The organism is Pseudomonas sp. 3HC3, assembly GCF_044904505.1.
GTDB lineage: Bacteria > Pseudomonadota > Gammaproteobacteria > Pseudomonadales > Pseudomonadaceae > Aquipseudomonas > Aquipseudomonas putida_Y.
The window spans coordinates 64,027-80,628 of sequence record NZ_JADDRH010000024.1 but is presented as its reverse complement, the minus strand read 5'-3'; the positions used below and the strand labels follow the sequence as shown (position 1 = coordinate 80,628).

Here is a 16,602-nt window from a genome sequence, read left to right as displayed (position 1 = left end):
CCGGGCCTGCTGGCCAATTACCACCCGCCGTTCACCGTTGCCGCCGCGACCGTATTCGCGGGTAAACCCGCTCCTACACAGATCGGTGGTGGACACACATCGGGGGTTGGACACAGGCCGCCGTAGGAGCGGGTTCACCCGCGAAAGGGCCGGGCCTGCTGGCCAATTACCACCCGCCGTTCACCGTTGCCGTCGCGACCGTATTCGCGGGTAAACCCGCTCCTACACACGTATCGTTGGTTGGGCGCAGGCCGCTGTAGGCGCGGGTTTACCCGCGAAGAGGCCGGCACAGGTTAGCGGGTCAGGTGCAGGGCCAACTGCACCAGCCCGATCAATACCGCAATGAACACCAGGGTGAACAGCGCCCCCAGCGCAATGAAGTGGCTGGCCTTGCCGTGGGTGAAGTCGCGTGCGCGGTTTTTGCCGCTTTGCACGCCGAAGGCGGCAGCGAGGATGCTGTGTAGCATCTGCCAGAAGGTCGGGGGTTTGCCCTGGCTGGAATCGTCCATGGTGGCTCCTGAGGAAATCAGAGGCAATCAGGGACAGTGTAGGCAATGGCTGCGAGGTTGCCTGTGCCGGCCTCTTCGCGGGTTCGCCCACACAGGTAAATCACGGCCCTTGAGGCCTGTTTCATACCTGTGTGGGCGAACCCGCGAAGAAGCCGGCGCAGTCGTTTAGCTGTCATACCCCAGGTTAGGCGCCAGCCAGCGCTCGCTCACGCTGATGTCCTGGCCTTTGCGCGCGCTGTAACGTTCGATCTGGTCCTTGTCGACCTTGCCGACGGCAAAATACTTCGCCTGCGGGTGGGCGAAGTACCAGCCGCTGACCGCCGCCGCCGGGAACATCGCGAAGTGCTCGGTGAGGTACACCCCGCTCGGCCCGGTTTCACCGATGGCGGTGCCATCGAGCAGGCGGAACAGGGTTTCCTTTTCGGTGTGGTCGGGGCAGGCCGGGTAGCCCGGAGCAGGGCGGATGCCGCTGTACTGTTCCTTGATCAGCGCCTCGTTGTCCAGGTGCTCGTCGTGGGCATAGCCCCAGTGCTCTTTACGCACCTGCTCGTGCAGCCATTCGGCACAGGCTTCGGCCAGGCGGTCGGCCAGGGCCTTGACCATGATCGAGCTGTAGTCGTCGCCCTTGTCCTGGTAAGCCTTGGCCACTTCCTCGGCACCAATGCCGGCGGTGGTGATGAAACCACCTACGTAGTCGGTAACGCCACTGTCTTTCGGTGCAACGAAGTCGGCCAGCGACCAGTTGGGCTTGCCGTCCGGCTTGATGGTCTGCTGGCGCAGGTGGTGCAGGGTGGCCAGTGCCTGGCCGTCTTCACCGTAGACTTCGATGTCGTCATCGGCCACCTGGTTGGCCGGCCAGAAGCCGAATACCGCGCGGGCACTGATCAGCTTCTCGTCGATCAGCTTGTCGAGCATCTCGCGGGCATCCTTGTACAGCGCCGTAGCGGCCTCGCCAACCACCTCGTCGGTGAGGATGCGCGGGAACTTGCCGGCCAGGTCCCAGGAGATGAAGAACGGGGTCCAGTCGATGTATTCGGCCAGGGTGCGCAAATCGATGTCCTCCAGCACCTTGACGCCGGTGAAGGAGGGCACCGCTGGCTGGTAGCCGGCCCAGTCGTACTGCGGCTTGGCAGCGATCGCCTGGGCGTAGCTGAGGCGCTCGGTGCGGGCGCTGCGGTTGGCGGTGCGCTCGCGCACGTCCACGTATTCCAGGCGGGTTTTCTCGACAAAGCCCGGCTTCAGTTCTTTGGACAGCAGTTGGGTGGCCACGCCGACCGCGCGCGAAGCGTCGGTGACGTAGATGACCGCGTCGTTGCTGTACTTGGGCTCGATCTTGACCGCCGTGTGCGCCTTGGAGGTGGTGGCGCCGCCGATCATCAGCGGCAGTTCGAAGCCCTGGCGCTGCATTTCGCGGGCAACGTGGACCATTTCGTCCAGCGACGGGGTAATCAGGCCGGACAGGCCGATGATGTCGCACTTCTGCTCGCGGGCCGTCTGCAGGATCTTCTCCGCCGGCACCATCACGCCAAGGTCGACGATGTCGTATCCGTTACAGCCCAGCACCACGCCGACAATGTTCTTGCCGATGTCGTGCACGTCGCCTTTTACCGTGGCCATCAGGATCTTGCCCTTGGCTTCCGGCTTGTCGCCTTTTTCGGCCTCGATGAACGGGATCAGGTGAGCAACGGCCTGTTTCATCACCCGGGCCGACTTGACCACCTGCGGCAGGAACATCTTGCCCGCGCCGAACAGGTCGCCGACCACGTTCATGCCGTTCATCAGTGGGCCTTCGATCACTTCGATGGGGCGCGCGCACTGCTGGCGGCATGCTTCGGTGTCTTCGACGATGAACGCGGTGATGCCCTTGACCAGCGCGTGCTCCAGGCGTTTTTCCACCGGCAGCGAGCGCCACTCTTCGTTTTCCACTTCCTTGGTTGCGCCGCCGCCCTTGTAGTCGTCGGCGATGGCCAGCAGTGCATCGGTGCCATGCGGGGTGCGGTTGAGCACCACATCCTCGACCTTCTCACGCAGCTGGGCCGGGATCTCGTCGTAGATCTCCAGCTGGCCGGCGTTGACGATACCCATGGTCAGGCCGTTCTGGATCGCGTGATACAGGAACACCGAGTGGATCGCCTCACGCACCGGGTTGTTGCCGCGGAACGAGAACGACACGTTGGACACACCGCCCGAGCTCAGGGCGTGGGGCAGGTGGTCGCGGATATAGGCACAGGCCTCGATGAAGTCGACGGCGTAGTTGTTGTGTTCGTCGATACCGGTGGCGACGGCGAAGATGTTCGGGTCGAAGATGATGTCTTCTGGCGGGAAGCCCACTTCGTTGACCAGGATGTCATAGCTGCGCTGGCAGATTTCCTTCTTGCGCGCGGCAGTGTCGGCCTGGCCGACTTCGTCGAAGGCCATGACCACCACGGCAGCACCATAGCGCTTGCACAGGCGGGCGTGGTGCTTGAACTGCTCGACGCCTTCCTTCATGGAAATGGAGTTGACGATCCCCTTGCCCTGGATGCACTTGAGGCCGGCTTCGATCACTTCCCATTTGGACGAGTCGATCATGATCGGTACGCGCGAAATGTCCGGTTCACCCGCGATCAGGTTGAGGAACCGGACCATGGCCGCCTGGGAGTCGAGCATCCCTTCGTCCATGTTGATGTCGATTACCTGGGCGCCGGCCTCGACCTGTTGCAGGGCGACTTCCAGGGCTTCGGTATAGTTCTCTTCGCGGATCAGCCGGGCGAACTTGGCGGAACCGGTGATATTGGTGCGCTCACCGACGTTGACGAACAGCGACTGGCGGTCGATGGTGAACGGCTCCAGGCCCGACAGGCGGCAGGCCTTGGCGATTTCCGGAATCTCGCGCGGCTTGTACTTGGCCACGGCTTCGGCAATGGCCTGGATGTGCCCCGGCGTGGTGCCGCAGCAGCCGCCAATGATGTTGAGGAAGCCGCTGGCCGCGAATTCCTCGACCACCGCAGCCATCTCGGCCGGGGTTTCGTCGTACTCGCCGAAGGCATTCGGCAGGCCGGCATTGGGGTGGGCGGACACATGGGTATCGGCCTTGGTCGCCAGCTCTTCCAGGTACGGGCGCAGGTCCTTGGCGCCCAGGGCGCAGTTCAGGCCCACGGAAATCGGCTTGGCGTGACGCACCGAGTTCCAGAACGCTTCGGTGGTCTGGCCCGACAGGGTACGGCCGGAGGCGTCGGTGATGGTGCCGGAGATCATGATCGGCAGTTCGACGTTGTCGTCCTCGAACACTTGCTGCACGGCGAAGATCGCCGCCTTGGCGTTGAGGGTGTCGAAGATGGTCTCGATCAGGATCAGGTCGGCGCCGCCTTCGATCAGGCCGCGGGTGGCCTCGATGTAGTTTTCTACCAACTCGTCGAAGGTGACGTTGCGGAACCCTGGGTCATTGACGTCCGGGGAAATCGAGCAGGTCCGGCTGGTAGGGCCGAGCACGCCGGCGACGAAGCGCGGCTTGTCCGGCGTCTCCAGGGTCTTGGCATCGGCAACCTGGCGAGCGATGCGCGCGCCTTCGACGTTCAGCTCGTAAACCAGCGACTCCATGCCATAGTCGGCCTGGGAAATCTGCGTGGCGTTGAAGGTGTTGGTTTCGAGAATATCGGCACCGGCATCCAGGTAAGCCTTCTCGATGGCGGCGATCACGTCCGGGCGGCTGAGCAGCAACAGGTCGTTGTTACCCTTCACATCGCTTGGCCAATCGGCAAAACGCGTGCCACGATAGTCGTGTTCCTCTAGACGGTAGCTTTGGATCATAGTACCCATGCCGCCGTCGAGGATCAGGATGCGCTCTTTGAGTGCGTTCTGGAGTGCTTGGAGACGAGCGCTGCGGTCGGACATAGGAACTACCTGGTCGGGCAAATATCAGAAGGTGCCGAATCATAACAAAGCTGCGCGGTTTTTAGGCATGTCGCCCATTTGCATGAAAACTGCTCATGTTGAGCGGGCGCTGACAGCGCAAAGCACCCAGGATGACCAGGCAACAAATCGTGATGGCTTTCAAGAACCAGGACTTTCCGCACATGGTGCATCGTATCCTTGCTGGCGCCTTCGCCCTGCTCATCAGCGGCGCGGCATTCGGGCAAGCCCCCCAGTCGAGCCCGGCCATTTCCTACACCCGGGACATTCAACCGATCTTTACCGAGAAGTGCGTGGCCTGCCATGCCTGCAACGACGCCGCCTGCCAGCTGAAGCTGGAAAGCCCTGAAGGCGCTGTACGCGGGGCCAGCAAGGTCCCGGTGTACCAGGGCGAGCGGAGCAAGGCGGTGCCCACCACGCGGCTGTTCTACGACGCACACAGCGAAGAGCAATGGCGCAAGAAAGGCTTCTACTCGGTGCTCGACAACCAGGGCGGTCAGGCCGCGCTGATGGCGCGCATGCTGGAGTTGGGCCACAAGACCCCGCTTACGCCCAACGCCAAGCTGCCCGAAGAGATCGTCCTGGGCCTGAGCCGCAACAACATGTGCCCGTTGCCCGATGAATTCGACGCCTATGCCGGCGCACATCCCAAGGAGGGCATGCCGCTGGCGGTGACCGGGCTGACCGACGACGAATACGCCACCATGCGCCGCTGGCTGGCGGCCGGTGCGCCGGTGGAGTATCAGCCGATCCAGCCGAGCGCGGCCGAAGCCAGGCAAATCGCAGAGTGGGAAGAACTGCTCAACCGCCCGGGTTCCACCGAGGCGCTGGTGGGCCGCTGGCTGTACGAGCACCTGTTCCTGGCACATATCTACTTCGTTGGCGGCGAGCAGGGCCACTTCTTCCAGTGGGTGCGCTCGCGCACGCCAAGTGGCAAGCCGGTCGATATCATTGCCACCCGCCGCCCCAACGACCCGCCGGGCACGGACTTCTACTACCGGTTGATCCCGGTGCAGGGCGTGATCGTGCACAAGACGCACATCACCTACCCGATGGGGCCGCAGAAACTCAAGCGCGTGAAGCAGCTGTTCTACGCCGGCGACTGGCATGCCACCGCGCTTCCGGGCTACGGCCCGCGCCACCGGTCCAACCCGTTTGAAACCTTCGAGGCGATCCCGGCAGTGGCGCGCTACCAGTTCATGCTGGATAACGCCGAGTACTTCGTGCGCACCTTCATCCGTGGCCCGGTGTGCCGCGGGCAGATTGCCACTGACGTGATCCGCGACAACTTCTGGGCGCTGTTCCAGGAGCCGGCCTTCGATCGCTACATCACCGATGCCGAGTACCGGGGCGAGGCCACGCCGTTGCTGGCCATGCCTGGCCAGATCGATGACGTGGGCAGTGTGCTGAGCCTGTGGCACGCCTATCGTGACAAGCGCAACGACTACGAAAAACTGCGCCGTGAAGCCTATGCCGAAATGCCGGCACCGAGATGGTCGACACTGTGGGCCGGTAACGACAATGCGCTGCTGAGCATCTTCCGCCACTTCGACAGCGCATCGGTGACCAAGGGCCTAGTGGGTGATGTGCCGCTGACCGTGTGGCTGTTCGACTACCCGTTGTTCGAGCGCACGTATTACCAGTTGGCGGTCAACTTCGATGTGTATGGCAACGTTTCACACCAGTTGCAGACGCGCCTGTACTTCGACCTGATCCGCAACGGCGCCGAGATCAACTTCCTGCGCCTGATGCCGGCCGACCAGCGTAAGGCGATTCTTGGCGACTGGTACCAGAACAGCGGCAAGGTGAAGATGTGGATGGATTATGAAGACATCGACACCGACACCCCGAGTGGCATCAAGCTCGACTCGCGCAACCCCAAACGCGACTTTGGCCTGAAGCTGCTGCAGCGCACCGGCAGCCTGAATGCCGCGCCGGACCCGATCAATCGCTGCCAGGGCGCGTTCTGCTCACGGCCGCAGATCAGCGAAGAGTTCCGCAATGCCGAGCAGTCGCTCAGCCGTCTGGTGTCGCGTCCGGCGGCCGGGCTGAAGGTGATCAACCAGTTGCCCGAGGCGACCATGCTGCGTATCGAAGGGCAGGACGGCCAGCGTCAGGTGTACAGCCTGCTGCGCAACCGCGCGCACAGCAACGTGGCGTTCCTGCTGGGTGAGGCGTACCGCTACCAGCCGGGGCTGGATACCCTGACCCTGTACCCCGGTGTGCTCACCAGCTACCCGAACTTCATCTTCAACATCCCGACCAAGGATGTGCCGGAGTTCGTCGAGGACATGGAGTATGCGAAAGATGACGCGGCGAAGTTCGAGCGCATTGTCATGCGCTGGGGTGTGCGCCGCAGTCACCCAGCGTTCTGGCACTACTTCCACGACCTGAACAGCTATATCAAGGAGACCGAACCGGTCGAGGCGGGCGTGCTGGACATGAACCGCTACGAGAACCTCTGATCGGGTTGGCTGACTTTTCCGAGTACCTTGCGGTCGGAACGGGTGGGTGGTCTTGATCGATTGCAAAGGGGGCTGCTTTGCAGCCCTTCGCGGGTGAACCCGCTCCTACAACAGGTACGGCGCTGCCATCAAGGCTGGCGCCGGCTTCTGCACTCGATACGGGCCTCAATGCACCGCCAAGCGCAGGGTATTCCATGCTGTATTCGCTTCAGGCACTGCGGGCGTTCGCCGCCTGGGTGGTGGTCTGCCACCATTTCATGCAGATCTTCTTCGACTTCCATGCCACCGGCCCCATCGGCCAACTGCTGACCGACCGTGGCGCGGTAGGCGTCGATATCTTCTTCGTCATCAGTGGGCTGGTCATCTACCTGTCGACCCGCGACAAAGCCATCGAACCGCGCCAGTTCCTGCTCAATCGGGCGCTGCGCATCGTCCCGGCCTACTGGTTCTATACCGCCCTGATGGCCATGTTGCTGCTGGCATTCAGCCAATGGATGCCACATCAGGCGTTTGCCTGGCCGCACCTGTTCCTGTCGCTGCTGTTCATCCCGGCGGAAAACCCTGGTGGTTATGGCATGTACCCGACCCTGAACGTGGGCTGGACGCTGAACTTCGAGATGTTCTTCTACCTGCTGTTCGGCCTGGCCTTCCTGGTACGCCAACGGCATCACCTGCTGCTGGTGACTGCCGCACTGTTGCTGGTCAGTGAGGTACTGGGGCGCATGGGCGTGGTCAGCCGCTTCTACAGCAACGACATCATCTACGAGTTTCTGCTGGGCATTGGTGTCGGCGTACTGTACCGCCGCGGGCTGATCCGCCAGGGCCGGTGGTTGCCGCTGGCGTTGCTCGGTGTGGCGGGCCTGGCGATCTACTATCTGGACGCTTCCCAGCGCTTGCTGCACTGGGGTGTGCCGAGCGCGATGATCGTCCTGGCCTTCGTGGCCATGGAGCCGCTGTTCCAGGGCAATCGGCTGCTCAAGGCCCTTGGCGACTGTTCGTACTCGGTGTATCTGATTCATGTGCTGGTGCTGTATGCCGGTTGGTTCGCCAGCCAGCGTCTGCAACTGAACCCGTTTCTGACATTTGCCCTGTGCGTGCCGTCCATTGGACTAATGTCGTGGTTCAGCTACCAGTGGCTGGAGCGCGGCCTGTACCGGCGAATGCAGGCCTGGCTGACGGCGCAACGGGGGCCGGCCCCGGAATATGCGCTTTCCCGAGTCAATTGCTAGGACTTTGTTCAAAGGCCGGGTTGGCGTACACTTGGCCGCAAGTCTGTGAGGAACCTACATGAGCGCTATAACCATTACCGACGCCGCCCATGACTACCTGGCCGATCTGCTCTCCAAGCAGAATACGCCCGGCATCGGCATTCGCATTTTCATCACCCAGCCGGGCACCCAGTACGCCGAGACGTGCATCGCTTACTGCAAGCCTGGCGAAGAGAAGCCTGACGACACCGCCGTGGGTCTGAAAAGCTTCACTGCCTACCTGGACGCCGTCAGCGTACCGTTCCTGGAAGACGCGCTGGTCGACTACGCCACCGACCGCATGGGCGGCCAGCTGACCATCAAGGCGCCAAACGCCAAGGTGCCGATGGTCAACGAAGACAGCCCGATCAACGAGCGTATCAACTACTACCTGCAGACCGAGATCAACCCCGGCCTGGCCAGCCATGGTGGCCAGGTGAGCCTGGTGGACGTGGTCGATGACGGCATTGCCGTGCTGCAGTTCGGTGGTGGTTGCCAGGGTTGCGGTCAGGCCGATGTCACCCTGAAGGAAGGTATCGAGCGCACCCTGCTCGAGCGTATTCCGGAGCTGAAGGGCGTGCGTGACGTGACTGACCACAGCCAGAAAGAAAACGCCTACTACTGAGTTGAAGGCGGCTCCCTTAGCAACAAAGTGTTACGGTTTCAAGCCCTGCGACAACAGGCCGCAGCCCGTATTCAAAGGGCTGCAGGCCATCCCCGCGTTGGTCGGGTAGAACCCCTCTGGGTGTCATGCCAGAATGCCCCGGTTTTTCGACCGGCCCGTCCCGAGGGCCGGCACCTTCCCTGTAAAGGATGGTTTCATGAATGATCTTTTGACCCGGCGTGCGGTTGTCGCCGGCATGGGCGTTCTCGGGCTTGGCCTGCTGGCAGGCTGCAGCCCGGCCCGGGGGCTCGAGTTCAAGTACGGCAAGAACATGAGCAACGATATCCTCGGGCGCAAGTTCAGCCTCAAAGACCCGCAAGGTAACGTGCGCACCCTGTCGAGCTTCTACGGCAGCATGCCGATGGTCTTCTTCGGCTTCACCCAGTGTCCGGCCGTCTGCCCGACCACGCTGGCGCGTGCAGCGCAGATTCGCAAGCTGCTGAGGGGCCGCGACCGCGACCTGTTCCAGGTGGTGTTCATCACCCTGGACCCGGAGCGCGACACGCCCGAGGTGCTCGATGCCTACGTCAAGGCCTTCGACCCGACGTTCACCGCGCTGACCGGCACCCCCGAGGAAATTGCCGCCGTGGCCAAGGAGTTCAAGGTGTTCTACGAGAAGGTTCCGGCCGGAGACACCTACACCATTTCTCACTCGTCCACCAGCTACGTCTACGATACACGTGGCACCCTGCGCCTGAGCCTGGGCCATTCCCTGAACGCCAAGGAATGTGCCGAAGACCTGGTCACCCTGATGGAGATCTGCTGAATGTCGATGCAACCGATCAAACGCGGTTTGGCTGCCCTGGTACTGATGGGGCTGGCCTTGCCGGCCCTGGCCCAGACCACCGTGAGTGATGCCTGGGTGCGTGCCAGCGTGCCGCATCAGCAGTCTACCGGTGCTTTCATGGTCCTGACTGCCAGCAGCGACAGCAAGCTGGTGGGCGTGGCTTCGCCCGTGGCCAAGACCGTGCAGGTGCACGAGATGACCATGAACGGTGACGTGATGGGCATGCGTGAGGTCAAGGCTGTCGAATTGCCAGCCGGCAAGGCAGTGACCCTGGACCCGAATGGCCTGCATGTCATGCTGATGGGCCTGCACAATCAGGTGAAGGAGGGTGACAAAGTGCCTCTGACCCTGACCATCGAGGATGCCAAGGGCGCCAAGGAAACCCTGGAAGTTCAGGCACAAGTGCGTGCACTCAACGCCGACGCGGGTGGTGGGCATGATCACATGCACATGAACCACTGACAGATCAAAGGGCCGCGTTCAGCGGCCCTTTTCTTTTTCAGCTGCGCCTTTCAGCTACGAAAGCGCGGCAGCGGTCTGTCGAGGGTCAGTGACGTCAGGGTCTTTCGAACCTGGGCCTCATCGGCCTCCAGTGCCTTCAGGCTAGCGCGGATCTTGCCGGCGGCGGGCACATCGCCCTGCCGGTCGATCCAGTCGGCAATCTCCTTGCAGGCACTGCTCAGACAGGCCTGGCGCTGGTTCATCAACGACAGAAGGGTGGTGAGCTCTCTTTCGGACATGGCAGGATCCTCCATTCAGCCTTGTCAGTGTAGCAGAGGGTTGGCCAGGCTCTTGCGGCCTTTGCAAGGCGCGCTGCGGCAGCTGCAAGTGGCTGCTCTTGCGGCGCAGTAACAACTCGTTACTTATAAACAGCATGTTTAAAGTTGATGCTCGTGCCGTGCAAGGGATTCAGGGCTCGGTTTCTGAACGTGACCTGTTGAAGTGCTCAACTGCACAGTCGGGAAAATGCCGTCGGGTCTGCATTCAAAGCATGGTTGTTGTAGGAAAATTCCGGGTTTCTGATTTTCGCTTGCAGAAAGCATCGGCGTTGTTACAACTTTCATGTTGAGCTCAATCCTGGCCGAGTCTTAGATTGAGTTGGCCAATATTTGGCAATCTCAATCGGCTCAAAGGAGTGCCCATATGAATCTACAATCCGAGTGTTCAGGAGCGATGTCGCCAGGAAGTACCCGCTAATGCTGGCATTGCGCCTTAACCCTGGAACGCGTTCGCTGTCGCTGGGCTACAGCTTTTCCAAATGTGGTGAATTTGCCTTCGAGGCTGCATTTGCCGTGGCGATCGTGTCCATCACAGGTGCGGATATGCTTTTGATCGGCATCGCCTACTTTTTTCGTTACTTGCCAAGTGTGGTGTTTTCGCCATTGGGTGGCTGGCTGGCAGATAACGCCAACAAGAAACACACACTATTAGCAATCGAGGTGACAAAAGGCCTGCTGGCACTTTCCTTCTTTGCCTTGTTCAGCGTGTTCACGCCAGTATTACTTGCGTTGGTGGGCCTCGCAATGGTCATGACAGCGCTCGAATGCCTTTATGTGCCCACGTTTCGCGCGTACTTTCCGGACCTTGTCGAAAAGGATGAGTTAGCCACGGTGAACAGCGGTATCCAGGTGGTCGAGGACGCCGCCTCGATTCTCGGGCCGCTGGTTTTTTCGGCCTGTGTGTTACTGCTGTCCCGAGAAGCCACTTTCTTGTTTTTTGCAATGTGCCTTGTCGTGTCGGCCATTTGTATCGCTACCCTGACGCCTGCCAGACGTAGTGTCCGACAGGCATTCGATGGGTACGCCATAATCAGGGATGCGGCGGGCAGTGTGAGTCAGCTGAAGGCCGGCAATGCGCCGTTGTTCGCTGTTATTGGCTGTACCACGCTCTGTGCGATGTTCGCCACGTCGGTGATTCGCTTTATCCTTCCGGCATCGGTGCTGGAGCACTTCGCCTCTGAAGCTGCGGTAGGATACGTGTTTTCACTGCTTGCGGCAGGCACGGTGGTGGGGGGCATGCTTTACACGCGCTTCAATCCGCGCACAACCGCAGGAATGGTGCTGCGTTACTGGATGCTCTATGGCGGGCTGTTTTTTGCTGCAGCAGTGGCGCTGCAATTCAATAGCTGGCTGTTCCTGCTGATGCTGTTCCTAGTCGGCTTCATTGGTGCATTTGTCGATATCGCAATCGTGACCAACATCCAGTGCCTGTCGAGGGAACATGAAGTGGGCAGGAATTTCTCCCTCTATTACTTCACTGCCGTGATGGGTGATGCCGTATCAGGATTGATTGCCAGTTTGGTCTTCGTACTTGCAGGGCCGGCAACCTTCATCTGGATGACGCTCATGTTATTCATCGCGCCAGTGCGCTGGAGCATGAAAGGGTGTGGCCCAGATGTCGACAATCGTACATAGATAGCTTGGGCCTGGCGTATAGACGCAAAGTGGAGAGGGCGCTGCCTCTCACGCGCGTAGAGCAGAGTGAACGCAGGCTTGCCGATACGCCCCCGGGGTCACCCCATAGGCTTGCTTGAACTGCCGGCTCAAATGGCTCTGGTCAGCAAAGCCGAGGTCGAACGCCACTTGCGAAGCGGCCAGGCCGTGCTTCAGCATTTCGCGGGCGCGGGCCAGGCGGCGTTGCTTCAGCCAGGCATGGGGTGGCAGTCCGGTGGCCTGGCGGAACACCCGGGCGAAGTGGAACGGCGACAGGTTGACTGCTGCCGCCAGCGTTTCCAGTGAGGGCGGGTCGGCCAGTTGGCTTTCCAGCAGTTCGCGGGCGCGGGCTACGGCCAGGGGTTCGTGGCCAGGGACCGAAGGCTCGGCGCACTGCCCGTGCCGCTGGACCAGGGCCAGCACCGCCTGGCGCCAGGCCGTCTGCTGCTGCAAGGCGCTGGCGCTGGCTTCGGACAACTGATGCAGCTGGCTGAAGGCGATGGCCAGGGCCGGGTCATGGATCACGCTGTCCTTGAAGCTGGGCATGCCGTGGCGGCCCAGTTCCAGTTCGTCAAGCACACCGGTCACCCGCTCGTGCTCGGGATAGAAGCCGCGATAACGCCAGCCGGCTTCATGGGCCGTAGCGCCGGTATGCAGTTCGTCGGGGTTGATCAGCACCATGCTGCCGACCGGTGCCAGGTGCTCGCTGCCGCGGTGCCAGAAGCGCTGGGCGCCCGACTCGATCACGGTGAATACGTAGCCTTCGTGCACATGCGGGGCAAAGCGCTGCTGATAATAGCGAGCGTGCAGCATCTCGACGTCGCCCAGGGCTGGCGCCTGCCAGAGGTGTGTCTGCTCGGGCAAGGGCATGCTCATGCCAGCCAGCTGCGCAGAAGGAAGAAGATCAACATGCTCACCAGCATGCTCAGCAATACGCTGCGGGTCAACAGCACCAGGGCGATGGCCACAAGGGAGCCCAGCAGGTAGGGGTTGAGCAGGCTCAGGTTGAGCTGGTGGTCAGCCATGAAGATGATCGGGCCGCAGATGGCGGTGAGCATGCCCGGCACGGCAAAGCCGAGAAACTGCCGGGCATTCGAGCTCAGGCGCAAGGGCAGGCGCGGCTCCAGGAATGCGTAGCGGTTGAGGAACACGATGGCACCCATGGCGAAAATCAGGATCCAGGTCATGCGCGGGCTCCGGCAAATTTCTGGCAGATGAACCCGGCGCTCATGCCCAGCAGGCCTGCGACCACCAGGGCGGTTTCCCAGTGCCAGTAGCTGAACAGCACCGAACAGAACAGCGACACGGCTACGCACACCACTGTGGCCAGGTTGCGCACCAGCGGCGCGATCAGGGCGACGAAAGTGGCGACAATGGAGAAATCAAGGCCGAATTGGTCCAGGTGTGGAATGTTCTGGCCCAGCAGTATGCCGGCCAGGGTGAACAGGTTCCAGGCGATGTAGAAGGTCAGGCCCACCCCCAGGGCATACCAGCGGTTGAATTGCTGCTGGTCGTACTGGCTGGTCAGGGCGAAGAATTCGTCGGTCAGCAGAAAGCCCAGGCCGAGCCGCCAGCGCAAAGGCTGGCTGGACAGCACTGGGCGCATCGACAGGCCATACAGTAGGTGCTGCGAAGTCAGCAGCAGGGTGGTGAGCAGGATCGATGCCAGGTTGGCACCCCCCTTGAGCATGCCAATGGCCACAAGCTGTGCGGCACCGGCGAAGACGATGGCCGACAGCCCTTGCCCCTGCCAGGCGCTGAGGTTGGCCTCGATGGCCATGGAGCCGGCCAGCAGGCCCCAAGGGGCAACGCCCAGGGACAACGGGATAATGGCAATGGCGCCGTGAAGAAAGGCTTGGCGGGCGATGTGGGGCATGATGGCTGCATTACGGCTACGTGGCAGGCCAGCATGACAGACGGGGCAGGGGATGGCTTGAACGATCTTGCTGACCGACGTGTGTTAGCCCCAACCTCAGTGGCCACCTGACAACAGGGCCGCAAAGCGGCCCCGAATGAGCCTGGGTTATGGGCGGCTGGTCAGCAGCTGGTGCGCCGTTGCGCAGCCATTGATGTCTACGGCTTTCTGCAGCAGGCTCGTGCGGTGCGGTGGGTCGAGGTCGCCAAGCAGGCGGTACACCTCGGCCTGGTAGTCGCGCTGACGCCCCCACAGCATTTCCAGGCCTTGTGGCCGGCTGCGGTTGCAGGCCAGGCGTGTGGCCGGTTGCGGGTAGTAGGGGGCGTACACGGTGGCCATGCTGGGGATGGCCTCCAGCGCTGTACGGTACTCGCTGCTGACGTTGTAGGGCCGGCACCAGGTGGCGATGGCGGGCGCCGGTGCGGCAAACCCCTGCTTGAGGCTGGCTTCGAGCAACGGGCAGGCGGCATCCGGGATTTGCGCGGCGGGCAGGTACGTCATGTAATACAACGCCAGGCGGTACTGTGCGACCGGGTGGCCAAGCGCTACCGATTTTTTCAGCAGGGCAACCGCTGTCGGCAAGGTGTGAGCCATGGCCTGGCCCTGGCGGCTAAGCTCAGGGTCACGCCCCACTGCTGTGCGCAGCGTGCTGGCAGCGTCGCTCTGGTCATCGGCCTGCTCCAGCAGCGGCAAGGCCTGCCGGTAGAGCAAGTCGGCATGAGGGTCGATGCGTACCTCCAGCGCTTGCGCGACCAATGGCATCAGCGCAGCCAGCAGCGGGGGCAGGCGTCGCACAAGGCTCACAGGCAAACCCCATGGATGGCCAGGTACGGAAGGACGGCTTCGGTGTTCATGGCGGTCAAGCGTGCGCCTCGGGCAAATCGTAACGACGACGTATTCTAGCCACCCAAGGGGGGTTGCCGAAAGACCACCCGGCAACTGTCAGACGAGCTTGATCGGCGTGACCTTGCGCTGGGCATGTTTTTCCTGGGCCAGCCCAAGCTTGGCGGTGATCACCTTGGCCAAGGCATTGTTGCCCAGATCGTTCAGGTGCAGGCGGTCGATGAACAGGTCGGCGCCGAACACTGGCGAGCTGTCGAGCATGCAGTTCATGTCGTAGCAGGGCACCGGGTCGGCCTGGCTTTTGATGCGGCGGAAAAATGCCGAATGCAACTGTCTGTCGAATGCGCCCTCCAGCAGCCGGTCGAAGTTCGCCGGTTGTTGCTGAAGCGCGGTCAGCATGGCTTGCTCACCGGCGGGCAGGGTATCCCTGCACCAGGGCAGCAATGGTTGCAGGATGAAGGTGAGCGTGGCGTGGCTGTCTGCCAGCAGGCGGTCCCATTGGCGCAAGGTGCGGCCAATGTTGTCGGCGGCACGGGCCAGCCGTTTTTCCGGGGGCGACAGCGGCCAACTGGTCGGGGCCGCGGCCGCAGGAGGCGCCAGCGCCTGGCCGATGCGCCGCCACAGCGACTGCCGACGGGGTGGTGCGCAGGGCTGCAGGCCTTCGCTGAAACTGTTGAGAAAGGCCTGACAGGCCCCGGCGTGCTGCGGGTCGTTGGTACCCGCGAGGACCTCACACAGGGCTTCGTGGGCCAAGCTGTTGAGGCCGCTGAGCACCACCACATGGCCGAGCTGGCCAAGGCGGTGCTGGTGGGTCAGGAACATCATCAATTCCTGGGTGGCATTGAGCCCGCAACCGGCCAGGCTCAGCCAGACTTCGCCCGTGAGCATCGACAGGTGCGAGGCCACCGTGTGTTCGTCGGAGCTGGCGCCGATGCCCAGGGCTGTGGAGCCGCCGACCAGCAGGTTGATGCGTGACGCACCACCGTGCTCGGCCGCTGAAAAGCGCTTGCCGGCGCAATGGCTGTAGCGCAAGCCAAGGGCATCGGTGTTGATGGTGCCGGAGCGGTAGCCGGTTTCGTGCACATGCAGGGTATAGGGCGCACGGCGACTGCCCAGCAGGAGAAAACGCTGGTAGTCCTGCTGCAGCGGCAAAGGCGACGGGCTTGTGTCAGTCGTGGTCATGGTCTCTCCTTCGCCGATGCCAGGTGCGGTGCAGCAGATTCAGGCCGCCAGTTCCTTGAGGTTGTACAGCAGCCCGCCGGCGGCGATCAGCAGCAGGGCAACGCCCGAGGCCAGGCTGATGAAGCGGTTGCTGCGCTGCGAGGCGATCTTGCCGATGGCGAAGATGTACAGGCTGAGCACGGCGAAATCGATGGCCACCCACAGTAGTGACAGCACCACCATGCTCTTGCCGAACGATTCGGTGATCTGGATGAACTGCGGAAAGAAGGCGATGAAGAAAATGATGTCTTTCGGGTTGGAGATGCCCACCATGAAGCCTTGCATCAGCCCGCCGCGCCCAGCCTTGGGGGCCTCGCTCGCCGCGTCTGACGCGGGTGCGTGGAGGGCGTCCCTCAGCGTGCCGATGGCAATGTAGCCGATGAACAGGCAGCCCAGCAGGCTCATGGTGCTGAGCCATGCCTTGTCGATGGCGGCGCTGGTGAGGATGATCCAGGCGGCCGCGCCGATCAGCACCAGTGAAGCCCAGTTGGTGCCGACGGCGGTGAACATGGCCTTGCGCGAGCCGGAGGCGGCCGCAGTGTTGACGATCAGTGCCACCACCGGGCCGGGAGTGGCGATCAGTAGCAGCACGGTGAGGGCATAGGTGGCGGTGAGTGCGGTATTCACG

Annotated in this window: 15 protein-coding genes; 6 read left to right on the top strand and 9 right to left on the bottom strand. The window is 62.2% G+C overall.

Annotation, left to right across the window (positions count from 1 at the left end):
• Positions 1-293 precede the first annotated feature (293 nt).
• On the bottom strand, positions 294-509 hold the full coding sequence (locus INQ47_RS23220) for a DUF2970 domain-containing protein (protein ID WP_004573790.1): 216 nt from the start codon (positions 507-509) through the stop codon (positions 294-296).
• Between the two features lie 165 nt (positions 510-674).
• Complete coding sequence (gene metH / locus INQ47_RS23215) at positions 675-4,382, bottom strand: methionine synthase (RefSeq protein ID WP_252459273.1); 3,708 nt, start codon at positions 4,380-4,382, stop codon at positions 675-677.
• Positions 4,383-4,564: 182 nt separating this feature from the next.
• Between metH and INQ47_RS23210 the strand changes: the two genes are divergently transcribed.
• From INQ47_RS23210 to INQ47_RS23190, 5 genes are all read left to right on the top strand, one after another.
• Positions 4,565-6,865, top strand: coding sequence for a fatty acid cis/trans isomerase (locus INQ47_RS23210; RefSeq protein WP_404702692.1), 2,301 nt, complete (start codon positions 4,565-4,567; stop codon positions 6,863-6,865).
• 194 nt (positions 6,866-7,059) lie between these two features.
• Positions 7,060-8,094, top strand: a complete 1,035-nt coding sequence (locus INQ47_RS23205; RefSeq protein WP_404702690.1) for an acyltransferase family protein — start codon at positions 7,060-7,062, stop codon at positions 8,092-8,094.
• Between the two features lie 58 nt (positions 8,095-8,152).
• Positions 8,153-8,737, top strand: a complete 585-nt coding sequence (gene nfuA / locus INQ47_RS23200; protein ID WP_003250416.1) for a Fe-S biogenesis protein NfuA — start codon at positions 8,153-8,155, stop codon at positions 8,735-8,737.
• Positions 8,738-8,933: 196 nt separating this feature from the next.
• Entirely contained in the window at positions 8,934-9,542 is a 609-nt protein-coding gene (locus INQ47_RS23195) for an SCO family protein (RefSeq protein ID WP_104962109.1), read from the top strand.
• Positions 9,543-10,025 carry a copper chaperone PCu(A)C gene (locus tag INQ47_RS23190; protein WP_021782842.1) on the top strand — a complete coding sequence of 161 codons (483 nt, stop codon included), beginning with the start codon at positions 9,543-9,545 and terminating at the stop codon, positions 10,023-10,025.
• Positions 10,026-10,075: 50 nt separating this feature from the next.
• Here the strand turns inward: INQ47_RS23190 and INQ47_RS23185 are convergent, their stop codons facing one another.
• Positions 10,076-10,303, bottom strand: coding sequence for a hypothetical protein (locus INQ47_RS23185; RefSeq protein ID WP_003250422.1), 228 nt, complete (start codon positions 10,301-10,303; stop codon positions 10,076-10,078).
• Between the two features lie 456 nt (positions 10,304-10,759).
• Here INQ47_RS23185 and INQ47_RS23180 point away from each other — a divergent pair, with 456 nt between their 5' ends.
• Positions 10,760-11,977 carry an MFS transporter gene (locus INQ47_RS23180; RefSeq protein ID WP_404702689.1) on the top strand — a complete coding sequence of 406 codons (1,218 nt, stop codon included), beginning with the start codon at positions 10,760-10,762 and terminating at the stop codon, positions 11,975-11,977.
• A 48-nt stretch (positions 11,978-12,025) separates the two neighbouring features.
• Here the strand turns inward: INQ47_RS23180 and INQ47_RS23175 are convergent, their stop codons facing one another.
• The 6 genes from INQ47_RS23175 to INQ47_RS23150 form a co-directional block, all read right to left on the bottom strand.
• Entirely contained in the window at positions 12,026-12,871 is an 846-nt protein-coding gene (locus tag INQ47_RS23175; RefSeq protein ID WP_404702688.1) for an AraC family ligand binding domain-containing protein, read from the bottom strand.
• The gene (locus INQ47_RS23170; protein ID WP_020193370.1) at positions 12,868-13,182 is read right to left on the bottom strand and encodes an AzlD domain-containing protein; all 315 of its coding nucleotides are present in this window, start codon (positions 13,180-13,182) and stop codon (positions 12,868-12,870) included. The genes INQ47_RS23175 and INQ47_RS23170 overlap by 4 nt, the downstream gene beginning before the upstream one ends.
• The gene (locus INQ47_RS23165; protein WP_404702687.1) at positions 13,179-13,871 is read right to left on the bottom strand and encodes an AzlC family ABC transporter permease; all 693 of its coding nucleotides are present in this window, start codon (positions 13,869-13,871) and stop codon (positions 13,179-13,181) included. Before INQ47_RS23165 ends, INQ47_RS23170 begins: the two co-directional genes overlap by 4 nt.
• Before the next feature lie 147 nt (positions 13,872-14,018).
• The gene (locus tag INQ47_RS23160) at positions 14,019-14,714 is read right to left on the bottom strand and encodes a sel1 repeat family protein (protein WP_252459278.1); all 696 of its coding nucleotides are present in this window, start codon (positions 14,712-14,714) and stop codon (positions 14,019-14,021) included.
• A 138-nt stretch (positions 14,715-14,852) separates the two neighbouring features.
• Positions 14,853-15,935, bottom strand: a complete 1,083-nt coding sequence (locus INQ47_RS23155; RefSeq protein ID WP_252459279.1) for a hypothetical protein — start codon at positions 15,933-15,935, stop codon at positions 14,853-14,855.
• A 39-nt stretch (positions 15,936-15,974) separates the two neighbouring features.
• Positions 15,975-16,601, bottom strand: a complete 627-nt coding sequence (locus INQ47_RS23150) for a LysE family translocator (protein WP_404702686.1) — start codon at positions 16,599-16,601, stop codon at positions 15,975-15,977.
• Position 16,602: the final 1 nt, after the last annotated feature.

Bases quoted from the DNA above. Each gene is read 5' to 3' on its own strand.
- INQ47_RS23220 (WP_004573790.1), bottom strand. From the start codon at position 509: ATGGACGATTCCAGCCAGGGCAAACCCCCGACCTTCTGGCAGATGCTA.
- metH (WP_252459273.1), bottom strand. From the start codon at position 4,382: ATGTCCGACCGCAGCGCTCGTCTCCAAGCACTCCAGAACGCACTCAAA.
- INQ47_RS23210 (WP_404702692.1), top strand. From the start codon at position 4,565: ATGGTGCATCGTATCCTTGCTGGCGCCTTCGCCCTGCTCATCAGCGGC.
- INQ47_RS23205 (WP_404702690.1), top strand. From the start codon at position 7,060: ATGCTGTATTCGCTTCAGGCACTGCGGGCGTTCGCCGCCTGGGTGGTG.
- nfuA (WP_003250416.1), top strand. From the start codon at position 8,153: ATGAGCGCTATAACCATTACCGACGCCGCCCATGACTACCTGGCCGAT.
- INQ47_RS23195 (WP_104962109.1), top strand. From the start codon at position 8,934: ATGAATGATCTTTTGACCCGGCGTGCGGTTGTCGCCGGCATGGGCGTT.
- INQ47_RS23190 (WP_021782842.1), top strand. From the start codon at position 9,543: ATGTCGATGCAACCGATCAAACGCGGTTTGGCTGCCCTGGTACTGATG.
- INQ47_RS23185 (WP_003250422.1), bottom strand. From the start codon at position 10,303: ATGTCCGAAAGAGAGCTCACCACCCTTCTGTCGTTGATGAACCAGCGC.
- INQ47_RS23180 (WP_404702689.1), top strand. From the start codon at position 10,760: ATGCTGGCATTGCGCCTTAACCCTGGAACGCGTTCGCTGTCGCTGGGC.
- INQ47_RS23175 (WP_404702688.1), bottom strand. From the start codon at position 12,871: ATGAGCATGCCCTTGCCCGAGCAGACACACCTCTGGCAGGCGCCAGCC.
- INQ47_RS23170 (WP_020193370.1), bottom strand. From the start codon at position 13,182: ATGACCTGGATCCTGATTTTCGCCATGGGTGCCATCGTGTTCCTCAAC.
- INQ47_RS23165 (WP_404702687.1), bottom strand. From the start codon at position 13,871: ATGCCCCACATCGCCCGCCAAGCCTTTCTTCACGGCGCCATTGCCATT.
- INQ47_RS23155 (WP_252459279.1), bottom strand. From the start codon at position 15,935: ATGACCACGACTGACACAAGCCCGTCGCCTTTGCCGCTGCAGCAGGAC.